The organism is Nitrosovibrio sp. Nv4 (assembly GCF_900215485.1).
Lineage (GTDB): Bacteria > Pseudomonadota > Gammaproteobacteria > Burkholderiales > Nitrosomonadaceae > Nitrosospira.
The window spans coordinates 1,025,575-1,042,281 of record NZ_OCMZ01000002.1 but is presented as its reverse complement, the minus strand read 5'-3'; the positions used below and the strand labels follow the sequence as shown (position 1 = coordinate 1,042,281).

The following is a 16,707-nucleotide window of genomic DNA, read 5'->3' as shown; positions in this document are numbered from 1 at the left end:
TTCCCGATAGGACCAGCCGGTTTTTAGCGCAAGCAAAAAAATGCTATCCAGCATTCCCTTTTGCTGCGCTACCCGGCTTCCCCCAGCTCATCCAACTCCTGCTGCGTCCTGCGCAGCTCCCAGTAATCGGCGGGCTTCAGCCGTTGCAGCATGGCGAAAGTGAATGGCCCTTCGTAGACTTCGCCATCCTTGTTGGAGACAGCCTGCAGTTGCCGCACCATCACATGCGCATTGAATGTTATCGGTGTGTGCACGCCGCCGCCTTGCCGGGTGGCCGCCACCTCGGCATCGGTCATATCCTGCACCGTTATTTCACGCATCACGAAATCGGTGTAGACCTTCTCGCCGATCTTGAAGCCGTGCTTGAATTTTCCGCCTGTGGTTTCCATGGATTTACGCTTCCTCCGCGCTCATGCCTTCGAAACGCAATGCGACCTCACCTTTGTCCAACTCGATCGCTTTTGCATTCCAGGCATTACGCAACATGTATACTTTGCCGGTATCCGCCTCGAACGTAATGGATGCGTCGGTGGTGTCCTGCAACTCTTTGAGCGACGTATCGCTCTTGTGCGCGATGGTGCACTCGACATATGGTACGGTCGACTTTTCGCTGTAGCCCAGCACGCCGCTATCGCCCAGCACTGCCTCTCGCTCGACTGTTCCAAAGCCGAGCTTCCCACCCTCTTTGGATGCCAGGCGTTTGCCGTTGATGCTGACAAATACTCGACCGGTAATTTGATTCGCCATCTAACTCTCCCGTTAAAAGTTGTCCTGGTTTAACTGCTCTTTATTACAGCCGGAACTGAACCGCAGCTGCAAACACGCGGAACTGGTTGACGATATCCGGAGGAATGACCGCGTTGATCCTGTTCGGATCGCTGTTGGAACGCACCACCAGCAAGTCCGCTTTGAACTGGTCGAAGTTTTCCACCAGGCCGGACTGCTCAAGCTCGCGGAATAAACCGAGCAGCTCGGCCCGTATCACGCGCGGTGTGACAATTGCCTGGCCGGGAGCAAAGTTGGTGCCGTCATTTGCCAGCTTGTAGCGGGGAAAACGGAGTGCGATGCGGGCTCGCACGGCATAGCGGATATAGTCCACCGTCCACTTGGTTTCCAGGTCCAGGTAACTGATATCCTCAACGCCGAAAGAATTGGTCTGATAAGTCGTGATGACACGCTCGATCAGAACACGTCCGCCCGCATCGACCAGGAAGGTGCTGATGCCATCCTTCAGCAACAGATTGCGTTCGTCGCGCGTAAAGCGCTCTTTCTCGCTCGGCGGCAGCAAGCCGGGCAGCAATAACGTCTGGAAAGGCCGGGCCGGATCTATCGCGCCGTTGAACTCGCAAACGGCTGCCAGTATCGAGGCCCAGATCCACGGTGCGCTCGGCGATTTGCCGGAACCAACCACAGTGGAGTGCAGCGAGTTGCGTGCAGCGCCGTAGGTGGTAAGCGTGCCATGCGTACCCGACAGCCCGGCAAAGGCGTGGCCGGTTTTCTGGCTCATTGGCCCCCAGCGAGTACCCAGTTCGGACTCCAGCGCCACCATATTGGCCGAGTCGGTCCAGGGCGTGGCAATGGTGTAATACTGATCGCTGCCGATCGCGGAGAGCGCGTCCGCCATGGCAGGATTGCCGGTGCCGCCGGACATCGCCGCGATCGCGAGGGTGATGCCTTTCGGCGTCGCCTCGCCCATGTAATAGTTGAAACGCACATCGATGGCGTTTCCGGTCTCGCCCTTGTGCCGGGCAGTAATGGTCGCCACGCCAAGCGCGGAGGTTGCCGTCACCGGAAGATCGGCTGCAGCATTGATCGCAGCCGCGATAGCGGCAGCCACAACCGTCACCGAATCATTGGCTGCAACGCCCGCCTGCAGCCGGACACCGCCGATATAGAGATTGATCGTGCCAGCCTCGGTCGGGGTGCCAGTCACCGTAATGGTTCCGGTTGCCGCCACCCCGGCGCCAGCATCGTCCAGCGCCACCGCCCACATGTCGGTATAAGGGTTTGCAGCTTTGGCCGCCGCGATCATGCCGTGCAGCAGAGATCCACGGCCAAAGTATCCGGCCGCCTGATCGGCATTGAGTACGCGCATGGGGACTTTCTGTGCAACGGTACCGGCCGCCAGCCGCTGGCCGAGAATGAGGATCTTCCGATCCTGAGTAGGTAGTCCCTGCACCGCCTTGCTGTTGTCGATCTCGATGTACTGGCCGGGTGTGCGAATGTCCACCGGTATCTCGGCAAAACTTACATTTTCTGGCATAGCTTATTTCTCCTGGTTAACTGTCTGGTCAAGCATTCCGTTCAGTTTGCGATTTTGCGCAAGTTAGCTTTTTTTGCCTTTTACCGTCCTGACCACATCAATGTCGCCGTCTTCCAGGCGACGCAGCCAGTAACTGTTCATCTCAACTTCAGCCCCTTCTGCCGGCAGAACGTTTCCGTTTGGCATGCGCACAAGCAAGCCTGGTGCTGGCTTGATAAATCTGGTTTGCATCATTTCTCCAATTTTCTGGTTTTAAACCACTCGAAGGCGTCGCCGGGCAGGCCAAGCGATCCTGTGGCGCGGCGGCGCATAACCATTACACCGCACTGGCGTAACGTGATTTCAGCCGCCCCTGCAGCAACCGCAAGGGCGCGCCTGGACAAGGAAATGTCATAGTGATCGCCTTGATACCAACGATGCGCGATCCCGATTCTGCCCGCCATTTCATGCAGTTCAGCTTCTGTATCTGCAATCATGTGGCACATAATCATCCTGCCAAACCACGCTTTCATATCGTCGACGTAAACCATCACTCACCCAACCCCACCTGGTCTTCCGCATCCGGCTTGGATGCCGTTTGATCTGGCGGCTCCTGCAACCACTTCTCATGCTCGGCCCCAGCCTCATGTGGCGGGATGTCTATATCGCTGTGGAACGTGATAAATGGCGACAGCGTTGCCTCATCCACCGGCGCGGGCAGGTCGACCGTACCGTATGTCTCGATCTGGACCACGCCGGCATAGACGCCGGCCTTGTAAAGCGTTTCGTCTGTTATGAAATCGATGGCGGTCACTTTCCAGCTGCTGCTCCCTGCCGACGCGCCGTCAAGCAGGCCCGAGACAGTTTCCAGCATTTCATACAGGCCAATCGGGCCAATGGCGCCATCGCCCTGGCGGGCGGCATCATGTCCCCTGCTGTTGCGCGCGACACATGCCGCGCCAAAGCGCAACTGAGCCGAGCGGTCCGACACCCGCAGAGATCCCGCAGCCAGATATACCGCTGGTGCAGCGATCCCGAATTTCTTCACCAGGCTTTCCCCAGACAGATCCGGCAGGCTTGCAACCTCGCGCAGCTTGGCCCCAAGGGGTGAAGCCTTGATCAGGATGATTAACTCGTTTTCGGCTTCAGCCAGCATTGACAAACCCCTGAATCCTGCTTTGCAAAATGTCCAATATGTCCGCCTCATCCCCAGCATCAATGCCCAGATAGGGCCGCGCTGGGATAGTCACCGATTTAGCGCTGACAAATGCGCCGTTAGCCAGCCTGAAACGGAGCGATGCGGCGCTCTTGGGTTTGATCTTGCCGCCGAACTGGTGGATGGCGGCATAAATGCGGTTAACGCCCCATTCCGCGAAATCGCGTCCGGAACGGATATTGATGGAATCGCCCAGGTGCCCGTCCTGAGTTAGCGTCCTGCCCCCACTGATCTGAACGCGGAGGCTGGGCTTCCAGCGTTTGCCGTCCGGTCCGACTTCGGTGCGGAAGCGCTCGCGCGTGCTGCTTCCTCCCAGAATGGCAATGTCGCGCATCGCATCGCTTTGGTCGCGGCCGAAGGCGAGCAGGTTAAGCAGCTTCGCGCGGATCTTCGCATCGTTATGCTCCATACGAATGGCGATACCAGGCACGGCCATCAGATAAACCCTCCCGCATCGCCACGTCGAAATACCGGAGTGGTGGATGATATTTGTGCCGCATCGTTGGCGGCTGGCCGGTTGCCGGACGTATCGACGCCCAGGCTGATCATGCCTTTTGCGATCGCTTCCAGCTGCTTGATCGCGTTCTTATTACGATCGGTTACAGTCTCGGTGGCAGCGTCGTCGTATAGCGCATAGCGGGCAAGGTCGCATGCCGCCACCATTACCAGGCGCGGCACCGTAATCAGAGGTACGGAGTAGCGCGTAGCGAGATAGCCATTGATCGTGCTATCCGCATCGAGCAGCCTGGCGTTGACCAATGCCAGCGCCACCACCGTTGCCGCCTGCTCGGCCGCCGTGTAAGCGGCCAAGCTTCCTCCGGTAGCTGCGGTCTTGAGCATGTCTTCCGTCACCAGGCGCGGCGTGCCGCGATCGGCCCGCTGCGCGATTTCCTCGGCGCCGAACTGGTCAAGCAGATTTGTGGCGGTGGCGTAGGTCATTATTCCGCGACACCCTCAATCGGGGTAACGGTCAGCATCGGCTCGTTGATGATCTGGTCCACTTGCTCGGGCGTCAGATCATGCAGGTTTAGAGTGACCGGTTCCTTGCCGAACTGAATTCCCGCACGCCGGAACCCGCCTCGCGCTGCCACAACAATCAACGCTTTCACAGAATTGTCCGGTTCAGCTTCAATAGCGGTTTTCGTCTCCGGAGCCTGTTCAGCTTCGGAAACGGCTTCGGTCTGCGGCGCCTGTTCAGTTTCAGAAACGACTTCGCTCTGCGGTGCCTGGTTGCTCAGAGGCGCGGCCTCAGCGGGTGCCGTGCCTTCGCTTTCCTTCACTTCTTTCTGTTTTTTTGCCATATCAATCTCCGTTAATCCTATCGGGGGTTACGCCCCGATTTAACGGGGCGCCTGCATTTGCATCCGCTTGGGTTAACCCGGCTTAGGTGGTACCGTCCGAACCATAAGCCAGTTGCCAGAAACCGTAGCCGCCGGCTGCCCGCGCTTCCGCCCCGAATTTGAATTTCTTGCGGTTGAATACGTCGTCGGATTCGGAGGCCGTCTGCTCGACAAACACCGGGGCCTTACGCTCCTGGTAGATGAAGGGCTTGACGGCCTTGGTGGTATCCAGCAGGTACCATGCGGTGTCCGAGGTGATACGTGCGTCAACCACAACGGTGGCGGTGCCCTTGTACGGGTTGGGCTTGCCGTCTTCCAGGCGGTCCACCGTCATCAATGCGTTGGCGGTATCTTCCAGAGAGGGGCCAACTAGCAGAATATTCGGATTGACGTTAAGCGGGCGGCCTTCATCATCTTTGAATTTCTTCATCGCGGTGCGGTAAGCGCCGTAGCTGGCTTGCGCCAATGCCAGGGTGGCAATGGAAAGTGCTTTAGTGCCCTTATTGGATACGCTGGCGCCGGCCACAACGTGGTCAGTATCGAAAAAATACTGGCCATCGAAGCACAGGTTGGTGAAACCGTTGTTCACCAGATCCATCACGATCTCATCCGGCAACTGCGCGGCAGACTCGCCAGCCATCTGTGCCTGGGGACCATAGATGCCAAGGTTGTCGTCTTCGATATCGTTGCGATCGACTTCTACGGTTGCCTCGAAGTCATCGTTGACGACGGTGTATTTGAACGCCTCCAGCGACTTGACGGCCTTGTCCCCGATCCATTTACGCATCTTGGGAAACTTGGAAAGCCATGCGTAATCGTTCTGGCCCGTGGTCGATGTCACCTTCATGGCGATTTTCTGCCATACGGTCGGCGCGGCGCCAAAAGCATTGTTGAAAGTCGTTTTCAGACTGATGAAAACATTGCTGATGGTTGCCTTGTTTACCAGGAGGCCAAGGAGGCCGATCACTTCCACGTCCGTGTCAGGCATTGGCAGGGGCAGCGCAGCCATCGCACCGAACGGTATTAATGCCATGGCGAGCAAACCAGCGCAGGCCAGGACGAGTATCTTGCTTGGATTCATGTTTGTATATCTCCTGAAGATTGATCAATAATTCAGTTGGTCGATCAGTTGATCGATGAGGCTTTACAACTTGTGCACCGTGACACGGTACGTCGCGGACGCCGCATCGACTGCCCCGGCTGTAATGTTTGTGGCGCGCACAGTGACGATGCCGGCTGCGGATACGAACGTCTGGAAAATGAGCCCCGCCGTCGGCGCTGCGGGCAATCCCAGAGATACCGCGTCGCCTACTGCAGCACCCGCCACTGCGATAGTGAGATCCGCGCTGGCAGCAGCGGCGATTGATGCAAAATCCAGTGCTGCAGTGGCGGTCAGATTGCCTCGCACCGAAGCCGCCACCCAGACACCATCCGAATCAATTGCAATCACCGTGCCTGCGGCAGAACGGGTTCCATTGCCGTTGGTCTTGGCCACGGTTTGATCGTCGACGATATAACAAGGCTTGCCGAGGTCAGCCTGAACCACGGGATCAGCGCCGTGGTTGAGCCACTTGAACGTTTTCCCGACACGCACCAGCACCGACTTCGCTCCGTCAGCGCCAGTATTGTCCACTTGCTCTTCCGCACGGCCCAGATAAGTCAACGTGGCAGCAAGGGCGCCAGGCGTGGCATAGCCTGAGGCGTTGACCGCTACCAGGGAGCCTGCATAAATCTTGACGGCGGCGGCAACGGAGACGGAAATCAGCTCGCCGTCTTTCATCGGTGTGTTGCGATCTGCTGCGAGAGCTGCCATGTGATTCTCCTTTTTCTATTGATGGATAAATGCGGCCAGCGCCGCTTCCCCGGACGCGATCAGCCTTGCGGCTGAGCCTGCAGGGTTTTCTTGAAGTCGTCCTCCGAAACGCCCATCGCCTTGCATACAGCCAGCTGCGATTCGGTTAATTGCTCACCGTCTCCGCTGTCGCCGGGTTTCTTGCCGCCGGTCTGCGTGCCACTCAGGGCCGCAACCGGTTGCGCGATGTCGAGATAGCTTTTCAGTGCCGCGATATCCTTGCCGCCCAGCCCACGCGCCCACGCTTCCTGCGGAGGCAACAAACGCCCGTCGGTCAGAGCGGCGGTAACCAGGCCATCCACCTCGCGTCCGTTCACGTCTGCCCGCAGCGTCGCCAGCTCGGTTTGCACGGCCTGCATCGCATCGATCGGCACATACTTGGCGGGATCTGGCGCGGCAGCCCTGAGTGCAACGATTTCCGTGTTCCGCGCTTCGAGCAGTGCCGGCAGGCTGAATCCAGCTGCAGCCGCTTCCGGATTACCGTTTTTGATTACATCGGCAGCCTTCTGCAGCTCCGCAGCAATCTCTTCCGGCGTTGCCAGGAGCGGCAAGTTCAAAAGCCAACGGATGTTGGCCAACAGCTCATCGAGGTTCATAGTTAAAAGCTCCTGTGTTTCAGTTGAAAAACGTGTAGCGGCAGCCTGGGCTGTCACCTCATCCATTCCATCGAGGGCAGGGTTATTGGTCAGCGCTGCGTTAATGATTGATTTGATCGCGCCGGTTTTTTTGTCGTAGCTGAAAACCGGGGAAATGTAGAGATACTCCTTGGCCTCGATCATGGCGGCTGCGCGTTGCGTCCATTCCACGTCGATAGCGTAAAGGCCATCTGCCTCGCGCCACTCCAGCTTTTTGAACCAAGCGGCGGCCGGGGCGGGTTGGCCGTTGCTGACGGCCAGCAGGGATTGATGCTCGTAGTCGATGACCAGGGAATTGTTCAGCCTGGCAATTTCGGCAATGATGATTTCGGCCAGCGCCGCATCGATATACCAGTGCGGCACATCTTTGGGGCGGCCGTCCTTGGCGCGGAATTGTCCGGCAGGCAGCAGCTGCACTTCCTTGCTCGCGGACAAGGTGAACGCGCACACGGCAATGCCGATTGCGGAACGAGATAGTTTGTGCTTGCGATTCATGCCGCCATTGTGCGGGCGGCTGGGAGAGGAGTTAAGGCGGAAGCATTTCCTCCCGGAAACGGGAGAAGAGTTAAGTCAGATTAGCATTGCAAAACATGAGTCGTCAATTGAAGGATGTGAATTTACACTCGCCTATGCTAATCACACTCCATATCAATTGTTACGCGCATTCGAATTCATTCAAGTTTAAGCAATCCAGGCCGTAATTGCTAAATGAGTTGCAGCGTTGCTATATCAACTGTTGGATAGGATCGTTCACCGAACAGACAGGGCACTATGATCTGACATGCATGCCAAAACTCATCCGTTATCGACACAAGTCATGTAAGCTACGTGTCTCACATATAGCCATGATGCCCCCGAGGGCTCTGGGGAGGGAATAAGCAAATGCAGGTTGATATCGCTGGGCGGGTAAATAATCTCCAACTCCCGCTGACTCAGCCATTCCTCCCACTGTTCGAATGTCTAGTTAATTCAATTGAGGCCATCGAAGATGCGAAGGCCGCTGATGGGCGTATCGATGTTCATGTCGAGCGAGATCTCTCCCAGGCGGCCCTACCTGGCTCTGGCTCCGAAGAGATCAATATTGCGCCGATTCGAAACATCTCCGTCTTCGACAATGGAAGGGGATTCGACGACGGCAATGCGCGAGCGTTTTTCCTCTCGGACTCTACAGGCAAAGCTACCCGTGGCAACAAGGGCATAGGACGTTTTACTTGGCTGAAAGTTTTCGATAAGGCGATTATCGACAGTATCTTCCATGACGGTGAAGCTTGGACGCGGCGTACATTTGACTTCGTAAAGACGACGAATGGCGTCGAGAACGAGCGGGTGGAGCCCTCATCAACACGCCACCGCAAGACCGCCGTGAAGCTCACCGGGCTACGCCTTGAGTATCAGAAGCACTTCCCGAAGTCGCTTGAGACCATTGGCCATAAAGTAATAGACCATTTCCTGATCCATTTCGTCAGCGGATCCTGTCCGCAAATTGCACTTCACGACAATACTGGTCACTCGATCAACCTAAACTATGTGTTCGCCGAGGAGGCCAAGCAACGCGCGCAGGACGTGGAGTTCAGCATACGTGCACAGAGATTTAAGGCAAAGATCCTGCGGTTTCAGTCCAGTTCCAAGAAACACCACACTGTCTCATATTGCGCGAACCAGCGTGAAGTACTTGAGCGGAAAGCAGCAAAATCCATGCCAGAGTTCGATGCCAGATTCACTGACGAGCATGGTCAGTCATTTGTCTTCAAGGCGTATGTTTCAGGATCTTATCTCGACGCTCGAGTTAATTCGGAACGGACAGACTTCATGTTCCTACAGGATGCGGACCTTGAGTTTCCGGGCGAGATGACACGGGCCGAGCTGGACGCTGAAGTCGCCAACGTTCTCCGCACTATAGCTGAGCCATACACGACCGCGCTTCAGCAGGAGAAGCGCCAAACTATTGAGGCCTTTGTGCAGCAGAAGGCACCTCAATTTCGGTACGTTCTGCAGGAGCGCCACAGTGCCCGGCTTGCGAAGATTCCTCCAAATCTTACTGATGAGCAACTCGACGTTGAGCTTTACAAGACGCAACAAGACATCGAGGTCGAACACCGACAACTGGCTGCGCAAATTAAGGTACCGCCTCCAGAATCCGCTACGGGCGCCCTCGAATATCAAGCTCTCTACGACCAGTATTTGCACGAAGAGAACGAATTGGGGAAGGCAGCCCTGGCGAAATACGTTGTGCACAGGCGGACAATTCTCGAAATGCTCGACAGTGCTTTGAAGCTCCAAGAGAGTGGTGCCTACGCCCGGGAAGACTTTGTGCACCAACTTATTTACCCGATGCAAAAGACGTCGGACGATGTGGAGTTTGAAAAGCAGAACCTATGGGTTGTTGACGAACGATTGGCGTATCACTGGCACCTAGCTTCCGACCTCCCGGTTAGTCGATTGAAGGTGATTAACGTCGACGGCGGAGATGAACCGGACTTGGTGGTCTTCAATACGCCACGGGCGTTCTCAGACACGCGGAGTCCCTATCAATCGGTCGTGATCGTGGAGTTCAAGCGCCCGGAGAGGAATGAATATCCTTTGAGAGAGGAGGATCCTGTCGGCCAAGTCCTGCGCTATGTCAGTAAGATCAAAGACGGGCTAGCGAAAGACAGAGATGGAAAGACTCTCAACGTTGGGGCAATTCCGTTCTACGCGTATATCCTGTGCAGTCTTACCCCCCGCATCCGCGCAATCGCAGAGAGTCGAGACTTCGTAAAAACTCCGGACAACGAGGGATATTTTCAGTATCACAAGCACTCGGGCTGCTATATTGAAATATTGTCCTATGACAAAGTGCTGAGTGATGCCAAAAAACGAAACAGGTCGTTCTTCGAGCGCCTCCAGATTCCGATACTTTGAGCAGGAGCAAGCGCGCGAGTTGCGGTCCTAGGCTGGGGTTCGCTTGTGTGGAATCCTGGCGACCTACGTCTAAAGGGGACATGGCAGTTAGGCCGAACCGTACTGCCCATTGAGTTTGCTCACGCCAGGAGCTTGGATTGGCAGGCGGCGTCGAAGGTTTGAATGCCCTTCCAAGCGAATTTAACGGGGGTCTAACGCGGGTAACAGGACATTCCCGCTACCTATGCCACCACTAAGGCGGGCCAGGCTCCAAAACCGCTTATTTTGTTTTATCGATTTTTCCCTGAAAATCCTCCGGCAGTTTCTCGATCTTCTCTGCGAGCATCTTGTCCAGGCTCTGTTGGCGCCCGCCTGGAGGGTAATGAAACGCAGGATCGACTCCTTGGGGAATTTTCTGCACCTCGCCGCTCCTCTTATTGATGTACGTGTATTGCGGCACGACAGGCGTCTCACCCACACTCAAGCCGCGCCGGTCGAGCATGCCCTGGCTCATCTGTATTACCCGACATTTGCAACCCCATGCCTTGACCGGCATGTGCGCCTGGTAGAAAGGGTCGTCGGCGGGCAGTATCAGCCCGTCCCACGCCGCATGCTGCAAACGCGCGTGCTCACTGTTGTTGCCGGAGTACTGCAGATAGGGAAAACTGGCCTTGCTTGCCTGGATGCGCTCCCACTGGCCCTCTGCGTGAGCAGTACGCAGATTGGTATCGTAGATCGTCTTTAGGCGGCGCGTGCTGCCAAGCTGAACAGCCTTAGCCTCGCCTGTGGCCGGATCGGTCATTTCCGCCTTGCCCCACCAACCCTTCTGCACCAGCAGCGGTTTCAGGTTCCTGCGGAAATCGGCAAACGTTGTGCCGTTTGCCAGAGCATCATCAACACCAGCCCGAATGTCGCGCAGGATGTCGAGCTGCATGGCCTTGGCCACCGTGAAGGCCGCCTGGTGTTCCTGCTGCCAGACATCTTCCCAGCTAAAACCAATCTTGTAGCCCTTCTGCCGGAAATACCCGATCGACTCTTTCGGTGGCAATGCCTTGAGATCAATTCCCGCCATTGACCTTGCCCCAGATACGGGCCGCGAATTGTCCCTGCGCCAGGGTTTCCGCCAGTATTGCCGGGTCCATGTCATGGATCAGTTCCGGCAGGCGCGCCTGAAATGCCTCGAAATCATCCACCTCGGCCGCCAGGGCAATTATCGGAGCAATTAGAGGATCTGTGACGCGCTCCCAGTCGCCGGCCAGCTCATCGGCAAGAACGTCAAACTCATCCGCATCGGGAGGCAATGCAGACAATGCGGCAGTAGCCATCGTGGACGGTTGTCCGGCCCCGCCCGATTCCGGACGCGCTCTGACCAGCACCGCTTCGCCCTCTGCCGGCTGCGGGATGCGCAATTTGTCGCTCACCCAGTTAACCGGGATCTGCACGCCCACGTCCACCAGGCCGGGTAGCGACTCGGCCATCATCTTGAAGTCTTCCGGCTCACGCATATCGAACACCAGGCGTGAAGCTCGGCGAAGATCCTCGACGCCGCCGACGTTAAGCGCCTGCACCGGATACACCAGATCGCGGGTTAATGTTCCGGCAAGCTGGATGGCATCCGATACCTTGAGATCGTGCCGCACCTCGTTATGCACCTGTCCCAAGGCATTGGTGCTGCTTTTGCCATCAGCTTGGCTGGTCAGCGTCCCGCCCAGGATAGCCTTGCTCTGGGTGCGCTCGCACCAGTCCATCATCGCCTGGAATGGATCATGGCTGCCCTTTGCGGCTTCCTTGAAATCGATCATCATCCCTTCCGGAATAATTCCGGCCGCGTCGTGGCCGATCTGGGTCACCGCGCGCAGCAACGTGCCTTTCTCATCGTCACTACTGCCGGTCGGATACGTGCCCAGGCGCAGGGGAAGGCCGTAGATTTCGAGGAACTCGGCCAGATCCCGCACACTGTAATTTTTGAACAGGAAGGGCCAGGCCAGCACACGGTGCAGTCCCGCGCGGGAAAGGAAGCCTGATTTGGCTTTATGCACATGAGTGATCCAGCCGAACGGCTGCAACTCGGCTCCATCAAGCGACATATCGCGCAGCCGGATCTGCGAGCGCGTTTCACGGTCGGTCTGAAACCAGCTTTGTGGGCGATGGCTGATCGTTTTTGGGAGCCACTCCCGCCCCAACATCTGCCATTGGATCTCCTGGCATGCAAAGCCGTGGCCGATGGCATCGAGCGCATCCAGGATCACATCCTCGAAATTGGGCACGTCGGTGAGCAGCTCCTTCACGTACGCGGCCGCCTTCTTTTCCCTGGCGCTGGCGTTGCGCGGCGGCACGATATCCCAATCGACCGTGAGCAGCGCGCGCTTGCGCTTGCTCATCTCGGCGTAGATATGGCCGTCCTTCTCCTCCATGTCCAGGAACAGATCGTGCTGGGCGCGGATATCGCCTTGCTCGGCGGATTCCATGATGCGCGCCAGTTTGGCGGGGGTGAGGCCACGGCTGGGGTGGCCTGCGAACTCATGTCGAAGGGCTCCAACCCTGGCGCTTTGCGCTTCCTTGATCAGTCCGGTATTGATTGGATTGCCGTTGACGTCGACGATGCCTACCATGCGCCTGCTCCCGTTAATTCATCCTTATTGCTGCTCCGCGCGCCCTGGTAGGCCATGCCCGCACCGCGCGTGACCGCCGCCATCCATAGCATGTGCAGGGCATCCGGTCCGTCATCGTGGTCGGCCTTGGGGAAATGCCTCAGCTGATCGATCAGCGTGGCTTGTGACGGATGCAGCCGAATCAGACCGTTGGCCATGTGTGGCTGCAGCGATTCGATGCGCAGCAGTTTGTCGGCGTGCGGAATCACGGGGCGGGCGGGAACCGGGATGCCACGCTTCGCGCTACGCTTGACAAGTTCCGTCCGCAGGAACTCCTGAAACTGGACAGTCTCGACCACCCATAAGCGGCAGTGATATTGCACTTGCAGCGCGATAATGTCTTCTATGATGCGGTCCGGCAGACGCTTCTTGATGAGCGCTTCGACCACGTCCAGGATGCCAGTGAGCCGGTTAAAGCCGCCTATCAGCAACGCCGAAGGGTCGCGGCTCGCGCCATGCTTACCCAGGCTAGGGTCGCATGCGCCATAGAATGACCACTCGCTCAGCCGATTCACCCAGAAGCTGATACAGTTGGCAAAGGGCGCATCCTCGCCTGAGATCGGGTCGTTCTGCTGTTCTGAATCGAAAGCCGCCCGGCCATCCCTGGCGCGTTTTACCATGAGTTTGTAGAGTGGCTGCGCAGCTGGCCAGCTCACCACGGCACCTGCTTCCATCTCGGTCGAGTGCGCCGCATAGAAAGCCCGCGCCTCATCTTCTCCGGTATTGAGCAGCAGCTCTTCCCATTTGTCCCACAGATCCATTCTGTGCGGCCATGCGATCACCGCCTTGAACTTACGCGACTTCCATAACAGGTTTTTGAGCAGCCTCGCCAAGACTGAGTCATAGTGCAGGATGGTGCCGATCGCGATCACGTCCATGCTGTCATCGGCGGGACCGAGCGATAGCACGGTTTTTTTCAACCAGGACTCCAGTTTGTCGCGCTGTTCGGGGCTACGCACGTTCTCGTCGTTTTCGAGGTCATCGCAGATCGTTAGGTCAGGGCGATGCGGTCCATGCCGCAGGCCGCGCATTTTCTTGCCCGATCCGAATGCCTGCACCTTGGCATCGTTGGCGGTAATGATCGTGCCGACCTGCCACACGCGCCCCTGACCGGTTGCCTCTGGATAATCCATCGCCAGGCGTGGATTAAACGCAAGTTCAGCCTTGATCGCTTCCAGCATTGGCAGCGCCTGGTCAAGCGCATCCATGATGATTACTGGGAAGCGCTTCCGCCCTGTAACTACACAGAAGATCACGAAGATCTGCGTGACGATGGTCGACTTGGCATTGCCGCGCGGCGCCGCGATCGCGTCATGGTCGCCCACGCCGTTGTCCACAATTTCCAACAGGCGTTTGTAGAGGAATTCGTGCAGCTGCGCGTTGGCGTGCTTGACGTAGTGCGGGAAATACGTCCGCGCGAAATACTCCAGATCGTGGTTGGCCTTCTTCACTCGCTTCTGGCGCGCAGCCGGATCAGGCGCGAAACCATCCACGCCAGCCTCGATCTGGCGGCGATACTCGGCAGCAAGATTGGCAATGCCGTCAAGGAATTCCCGGCGTGCTGAGCGATTAGCCATAGCTCTTTGCGATTTCCTCGCCAAAAGGCTCAAGAATTTCCCCGAACGCGTTGGCATGCTTGGGGTAGTGCTGCCTGACGAACTCCGCGAGTGCCTGCAGTACCTCCATGGCCACCGCCAGCTTGTTGAGCTTGGGGTTACCCTTGGCAACTGCGCTCATAGTCTTGTTGTAGGCATCGGACAAACGGCTGATCACCTCCGCCTTGGCCAAAGCTTTGATCTGTTTGTCTGCCTTTACCTCGGTCAACGTGCTCTGAAACAACAGCACGAAATCCTCCAGCACAGCCTGGGTGACCGCTTCCGCACCCTGGCCCGATAGCCGTGCCGCTGCGCGAGCACGGTCCCAGTCATCGCCATCAGCAAGCGCAGCTTTTTTCCAGCGTGCGAGCGTGCCGGCAGAAACGTTACATTTCCGCGCGATTGCGTCCATGGTTAACGCTTCGTAGACATACGCCCCTCGGGCGGCGCTTATCTTTTCTTGAGGATGCGCCATTTAGAGCCCAGTTACGTGCTTGCTCACCTCGATCACCAGCGCGACACCAACCGAAACCAGTCCGCCTGTTACAGCCCCGTTTGTCGCCGCCTTCATCTCGACATCACGAAGGCGTCCGTCCATCTTTCCCAGGCGGGTATTCGTATCCGCATGCTGAGCAATCAGCATATCCAGTTTCCCTTCGATGCGCCCCAGCGAGCGCGATTGATCATCACTCATCTCCTGCCTCTGCGTTTGATTTCAAATTCAAAAACGTTCTGGCATCCGATACAGCGCGTTATGCCGCGCGTTGCCAGGCGTCGCTCTTTCGGTATTTCATCGCCGCAATCCTCGCAGTGCGACAGCGGAGGTTTGTTTTGCTCGGCCGTCCTGGAACGTTGGCTCCGCAGGATGCTTTCCCGCTCTGCCTGTTCCAGCGCCTGCGCCCGATCGAACTGATCCACTACCACTTAGCCCAGATACCGGCACCGACAAAGTAATCCGTCCCGTTCACCACGGCGGTGCCGCTCATAGCCTGGTCGACAGATCCAATCAAGCCCAGGTGCAATCCCTTGACCTGCACGATCCCCTGCCGCGCCTGCAGCCGCACGGCCTGTTGTCCGTTCTTGATGCCTACATAGGCCCCGACCTCGCCACTGGTATCCCAAGCGAGCCACGGCAGCGGATCACGGCGCACGAATGTCTCGCTCTCGCCGGTTTCCGTATTGATGATGGTTGTGATTGTTTGCGGCCGCTCATCCGCCTTGACTTGGCTGGACGCGATGACTTCCTTGGTTGGATCGATGGTTACAACGTCCGGCAGCTTCAGTTTTTTCTTGAGCGCGCGACCACCGCTGTAGACCTGCACTGGCGCCTTGATGACAACCGGCACCTTGGGGCTGTCCTCAACCTCCGGGGCAATCTCGGCCGGCATGGAAACGTTGACTGGAGGCAAGGGCTCCAACTGAGAAACGTGCCATCCCCATAGCAGCGCCACTACTATCAGGCCAAACCCGCACAGGATTAGAGTTTTTCTCATTTACGGCACGTTGCGGTATTTCATGGAAATGAATTTGGAGACAGCGCAGTGTGAGCCGACCACGCCCAGATAGATCAATAACGATTCCGGGTCCGGCGGCGTACCAGACTTAACCACCGGATAAAGAAATGCGATGGTGCCAACCGCGTAAGCGATATTGGTCCACAGCTTGGTCTGGGATAGCTGGCCCGTGCCCGCGTCCCTGACAAGGTCAGCGAGTTTCATGGGCGGCTTGCCTCAAGCACATGTCCGGCCAATGGCGCCATATCTCCGCGAAGCCAGTCCGCCACGTTGAAGCCAGGGCAGGATTTAGCCACCTTGGGCAGATCTCGATGGCCGACTACTCGCGCCTGCGGATACCTATCCATCAGCAGCTGCACGTTGCCGCGCAGAGCGTCCCATTGCGCCAAAGTGAAGCTATCCGTACCGGCCATGCATACGCCAACACTCTTCTGGTTAAAGCCGGCCGCGTGCGCGCCAATTTCGTCGAGGTGACGCCCGGTTGCTATCGCCCCATTGATATAGACCAGGAAGTGGTAGCCGATTGCGTCAAGAGAATGGTTTTGCCGTGCGCGGAACGCTGGAGAGCGCCTGAATCCACGCTGGTAATGCCATGAGTTGACGTCTTCCACGGTCGTACGGCGACCGTTGGGCGTAGCCGCACAGTGGACAACGATTAAATTGATGAGCCTTGAGGACATGCCGCCATTCTGCTGGCGGCCGGGGAAGGAGTTAAGGTGGAAACAATTCCGCCCGGATGGGCCGGGCGGATGGGGAACAGATTATGCGGGATTTTCCCTGAC

Annotated in this window: 22 protein-coding genes; 1 reads left to right on the top strand and 21 read right to left on the bottom strand. The window is 57.4% G+C overall.

Annotated elements, in window-relative coordinates:
* Positions 1-68: 68 nt before the first annotated feature.
* From CRO05_RS12920 to CRO05_RS12865, 12 genes are all read right to left on the bottom strand, one after another.
* Positions 69-389: a hypothetical protein gene (locus tag CRO05_RS12920; RefSeq protein ID WP_097067545.1), complete on the bottom strand. Its 321-nt coding sequence runs from the start codon at positions 387-389 to the stop codon at positions 69-71.
* Between the two features lie 4 nt (positions 390-393).
* Positions 394-747: a phage tail tube protein gene (locus CRO05_RS12915; RefSeq protein ID WP_097067544.1), complete on the bottom strand. Its 354-nt coding sequence runs from the start codon at positions 745-747 to the stop codon at positions 394-396.
* Between the two features lie 43 nt (positions 748-790).
* Entirely contained in the window at positions 791-2,263 is a 1,473-nt protein-coding gene (locus CRO05_RS12910) for a phage tail sheath subtilisin-like domain-containing protein (RefSeq protein WP_097067543.1), read from the bottom strand.
* Between the two features lie 63 nt (positions 2,264-2,326).
* The gene (locus CRO05_RS12905) at positions 2,327-2,497 is read right to left on the bottom strand and encodes a DUF2635 domain-containing protein (protein ID WP_200814397.1); all 171 of its coding nucleotides are present in this window, start codon (positions 2,495-2,497) and stop codon (positions 2,327-2,329) included.
* Positions 2,494-2,793, bottom strand: a complete 300-nt coding sequence (locus tag CRO05_RS12900) for a DUF4031 domain-containing protein (protein WP_255405938.1) — start codon at positions 2,791-2,793, stop codon at positions 2,494-2,496. Before CRO05_RS12900 ends, CRO05_RS12905 begins: the two co-directional genes overlap by 4 nt.
* Positions 2,793-3,398, bottom strand: a complete 606-nt coding sequence (locus CRO05_RS12895; RefSeq protein ID WP_097067540.1) for a phage protein Gp37 — start codon at positions 3,396-3,398, stop codon at positions 2,793-2,795. The genes CRO05_RS12900 and CRO05_RS12895 overlap by 1 nt, the downstream gene beginning before the upstream one ends.
* Positions 3,388-3,894 carry a phage virion morphogenesis protein gene (locus CRO05_RS12890; RefSeq protein ID WP_097067539.1) on the bottom strand — a complete coding sequence of 169 codons (507 nt, stop codon included), beginning with the start codon at positions 3,892-3,894 and terminating at the stop codon, positions 3,388-3,390. Before CRO05_RS12890 ends, CRO05_RS12895 begins: the two co-directional genes overlap by 11 nt.
* Entirely contained in the window at positions 3,894-4,397 is a 504-nt protein-coding gene (locus CRO05_RS12885; RefSeq protein ID WP_097067538.1) for a gp436 family protein, read from the bottom strand. The genes CRO05_RS12890 and CRO05_RS12885 overlap by 1 nt, the downstream gene beginning before the upstream one ends.
* A complete protein-coding gene (locus tag CRO05_RS12880; RefSeq protein ID WP_097067537.1) occupies positions 4,397-4,759 on the bottom strand; it encodes an HI1506-related protein in 363 nt (120 codons plus the stop codon). The genes CRO05_RS12885 and CRO05_RS12880 overlap by 1 nt, the downstream gene beginning before the upstream one ends.
* 82 nt (positions 4,760-4,841) lie before the next feature.
* Positions 4,842-5,879, bottom strand: a complete 1,038-nt coding sequence (locus CRO05_RS12875; RefSeq protein ID WP_235001433.1) for a Mu-like prophage major head subunit gpT family protein — start codon at positions 5,877-5,879, stop codon at positions 4,842-4,844.
* A 63-nt stretch (positions 5,880-5,942) separates the two neighbouring features.
* Positions 5,943-6,611 (bottom strand): hypothetical protein, encoded by a 669-nt coding sequence (locus CRO05_RS15910; protein WP_235001432.1) that lies wholly within the window; start codon positions 6,609-6,611, stop codon positions 5,943-5,945.
* A gap of 59 nt (positions 6,612-6,670) precedes the next feature.
* Positions 6,671-7,780 (bottom strand): phage protease, encoded by a 1,110-nt coding sequence (locus CRO05_RS12865; RefSeq protein ID WP_097067536.1) that lies wholly within the window; start codon positions 7,778-7,780, stop codon positions 6,671-6,673.
* Between the two features lie 387 nt (positions 7,781-8,167).
* Between CRO05_RS12865 and CRO05_RS12860 the strand changes: the two genes are divergently transcribed.
* On the top strand, positions 8,168-10,186 hold the full coding sequence (locus tag CRO05_RS12860) for a hypothetical protein (RefSeq protein ID WP_097067535.1): 2,019 nt from the start codon (positions 8,168-8,170) through the stop codon (positions 10,184-10,186).
* A 259-nt stretch (positions 10,187-10,445) separates the two neighbouring features.
* Here CRO05_RS12860 and CRO05_RS12855 read toward each other — a convergent pair whose 3' ends face one another.
* From CRO05_RS12855 to CRO05_RS12815, 9 genes are read right to left on the bottom strand one after another with little or no spacing between them, the layout of a single operon-like run.
* Positions 10,446-11,237, bottom strand: coding sequence for a phage minor head protein (locus tag CRO05_RS12855; protein WP_097067534.1), 792 nt, complete (start codon positions 11,235-11,237; stop codon positions 10,446-10,448).
* Positions 11,224-12,777, bottom strand: a complete 1,554-nt coding sequence (locus tag CRO05_RS12850; RefSeq protein WP_097067533.1) for a DUF935 domain-containing protein — start codon at positions 12,775-12,777, stop codon at positions 11,224-11,226. Before CRO05_RS12850 ends, CRO05_RS12855 begins: the two co-directional genes overlap by 14 nt.
* Positions 12,771-14,393, bottom strand: coding sequence for a phage terminase large subunit (gene terL, locus CRO05_RS12845; RefSeq protein ID WP_097067532.1), 1,623 nt, complete (start codon positions 14,391-14,393; stop codon positions 12,771-12,773). The genes CRO05_RS12850 and terL overlap by 7 nt, the downstream gene beginning before the upstream one ends.
* Entirely contained in the window at positions 14,386-14,886 is a 501-nt protein-coding gene (locus CRO05_RS12840; RefSeq protein WP_097067531.1) for a DUF1804 family protein, read from the bottom strand. Before CRO05_RS12840 ends, terL begins: the two co-directional genes overlap by 8 nt.
* Complete coding sequence (locus CRO05_RS12835) at positions 14,887-15,105, bottom strand: hypothetical protein (protein ID WP_097067530.1); 219 nt, start codon at positions 15,103-15,105, stop codon at positions 14,887-14,889.
* Positions 15,102-15,329: a TraR/DksA C4-type zinc finger protein gene (locus tag CRO05_RS16175; RefSeq protein WP_200814395.1), complete on the bottom strand. Its 228-nt coding sequence runs from the start codon at positions 15,327-15,329 to the stop codon at positions 15,102-15,104. Before CRO05_RS16175 ends, CRO05_RS12835 begins: the two co-directional genes overlap by 4 nt.
* Complete coding sequence (locus CRO05_RS12825; protein ID WP_097067528.1) at positions 15,329-15,904, bottom strand: hypothetical protein; 576 nt, start codon at positions 15,902-15,904, stop codon at positions 15,329-15,331. Before CRO05_RS12825 ends, CRO05_RS16175 begins: the two co-directional genes overlap by 1 nt.
* Positions 15,905-16,129, bottom strand: coding sequence for a hypothetical protein (locus CRO05_RS12820; RefSeq protein WP_097067527.1), 225 nt, complete (start codon positions 16,127-16,129; stop codon positions 15,905-15,907).
* A complete protein-coding gene (locus CRO05_RS12815; protein WP_097067526.1) occupies positions 16,126-16,605 on the bottom strand; it encodes an N-acetylmuramoyl-L-alanine amidase in 480 nt (159 codons plus the stop codon). The genes CRO05_RS12820 and CRO05_RS12815 overlap by 4 nt, the downstream gene beginning before the upstream one ends.
* Between the last annotated feature and the right edge of the window lie 102 nt (positions 16,606-16,707).

Bases quoted from the DNA above. Each gene is read 5' to 3' on its own strand.
- CRO05_RS12920 (WP_097067545.1), bottom strand. From the start codon at position 389: ATGGAAACCACAGGCGGAAAATTCAAGCACGGCTTCAAGATCGGCGAG.
- CRO05_RS12915 (WP_097067544.1), bottom strand. From the start codon at position 747: ATGGCGAATCAAATTACCGGTCGAGTATTTGTCAGCATCAACGGCAAA.
- CRO05_RS12910 (WP_097067543.1), bottom strand. From the start codon at position 2,263: ATGCCAGAAAATGTAAGTTTTGCCGAGATACCGGTGGACATTCGCACA.
- CRO05_RS12905 (WP_200814397.1), bottom strand. From the start codon at position 2,497: ATGATGCAAACCAGATTTATCAAGCCAGCACCAGGCTTGCTTGTGCGC.
- CRO05_RS12900 (WP_255405938.1), bottom strand. From the start codon at position 2,793: ATGGTTTACGTCGACGATATGAAAGCGTGGTTTGGCAGGATGATTATG.
- CRO05_RS12895 (WP_097067540.1), bottom strand. From the start codon at position 3,398: ATGCTGGCTGAAGCCGAAAACGAGTTAATCATCCTGATCAAGGCTTCA.
- CRO05_RS12890 (WP_097067539.1), bottom strand. From the start codon at position 3,894: ATGGCCGTGCCTGGTATCGCCATTCGTATGGAGCATAACGATGCGAAG.
- CRO05_RS12885 (WP_097067538.1), bottom strand. From the start codon at position 4,397: ATGACCTACGCCACCGCCACAAATCTGCTTGACCAGTTCGGCGCCGAG.
- CRO05_RS12880 (WP_097067537.1), bottom strand. From the start codon at position 4,759: ATGGCAAAAAAACAGAAAGAAGTGAAGGAAAGCGAAGGCACGGCACCC.
- CRO05_RS12875 (WP_235001433.1), bottom strand. From the start codon at position 5,879: ATGAATCCAAGCAAGATACTCGTCCTGGCCTGCGCTGGTTTGCTCGCC.
- CRO05_RS15910 (WP_235001432.1), bottom strand. From the start codon at position 6,611: ATGGCAGCTCTCGCAGCAGATCGCAACACACCGATGAAAGACGGCGAG.
- CRO05_RS12865 (WP_097067536.1), bottom strand. From the start codon at position 7,780: ATGAATCGCAAGCACAAACTATCTCGTTCCGCAATCGGCATTGCCGTG.
- CRO05_RS12860 (WP_097067535.1), top strand. From the start codon at position 8,168: ATGCAGGTTGATATCGCTGGGCGGGTAAATAATCTCCAACTCCCGCTG.
- CRO05_RS12855 (WP_097067534.1), bottom strand. From the start codon at position 11,237: ATGGCGGGAATTGATCTCAAGGCATTGCCACCGAAAGAGTCGATCGGG.
- CRO05_RS12850 (WP_097067533.1), bottom strand. From the start codon at position 12,777: ATGGTAGGCATCGTCGACGTCAACGGCAATCCAATCAATACCGGACTG.
- terL (WP_097067532.1), bottom strand. From the start codon at position 14,393: ATGGCTAATCGCTCAGCACGCCGGGAATTCCTTGACGGCATTGCCAAT.
- CRO05_RS12840 (WP_097067531.1), bottom strand. From the start codon at position 14,886: ATGGCGCATCCTCAAGAAAAGATAAGCGCCGCCCGAGGGGCGTATGTC.
- CRO05_RS12835 (WP_097067530.1), bottom strand. From the start codon at position 15,105: ATGAGTGATGATCAATCGCGCTCGCTGGGGCGCATCGAAGGGAAACTG.
- CRO05_RS12825 (WP_097067528.1), bottom strand. From the start codon at position 15,904: ATGAGAAAAACTCTAATCCTGTGCGGGTTTGGCCTGATAGTAGTGGCG.
- CRO05_RS12820 (WP_097067527.1), bottom strand. From the start codon at position 16,129: ATGAAACTCGCTGACCTTGTCAGGGACGCGGGCACGGGCCAGCTATCC.
- CRO05_RS12815 (WP_097067526.1), bottom strand. From the start codon at position 16,605: ATGTCCTCAAGGCTCATCAATTTAATCGTTGTCCACTGTGCGGCTACG.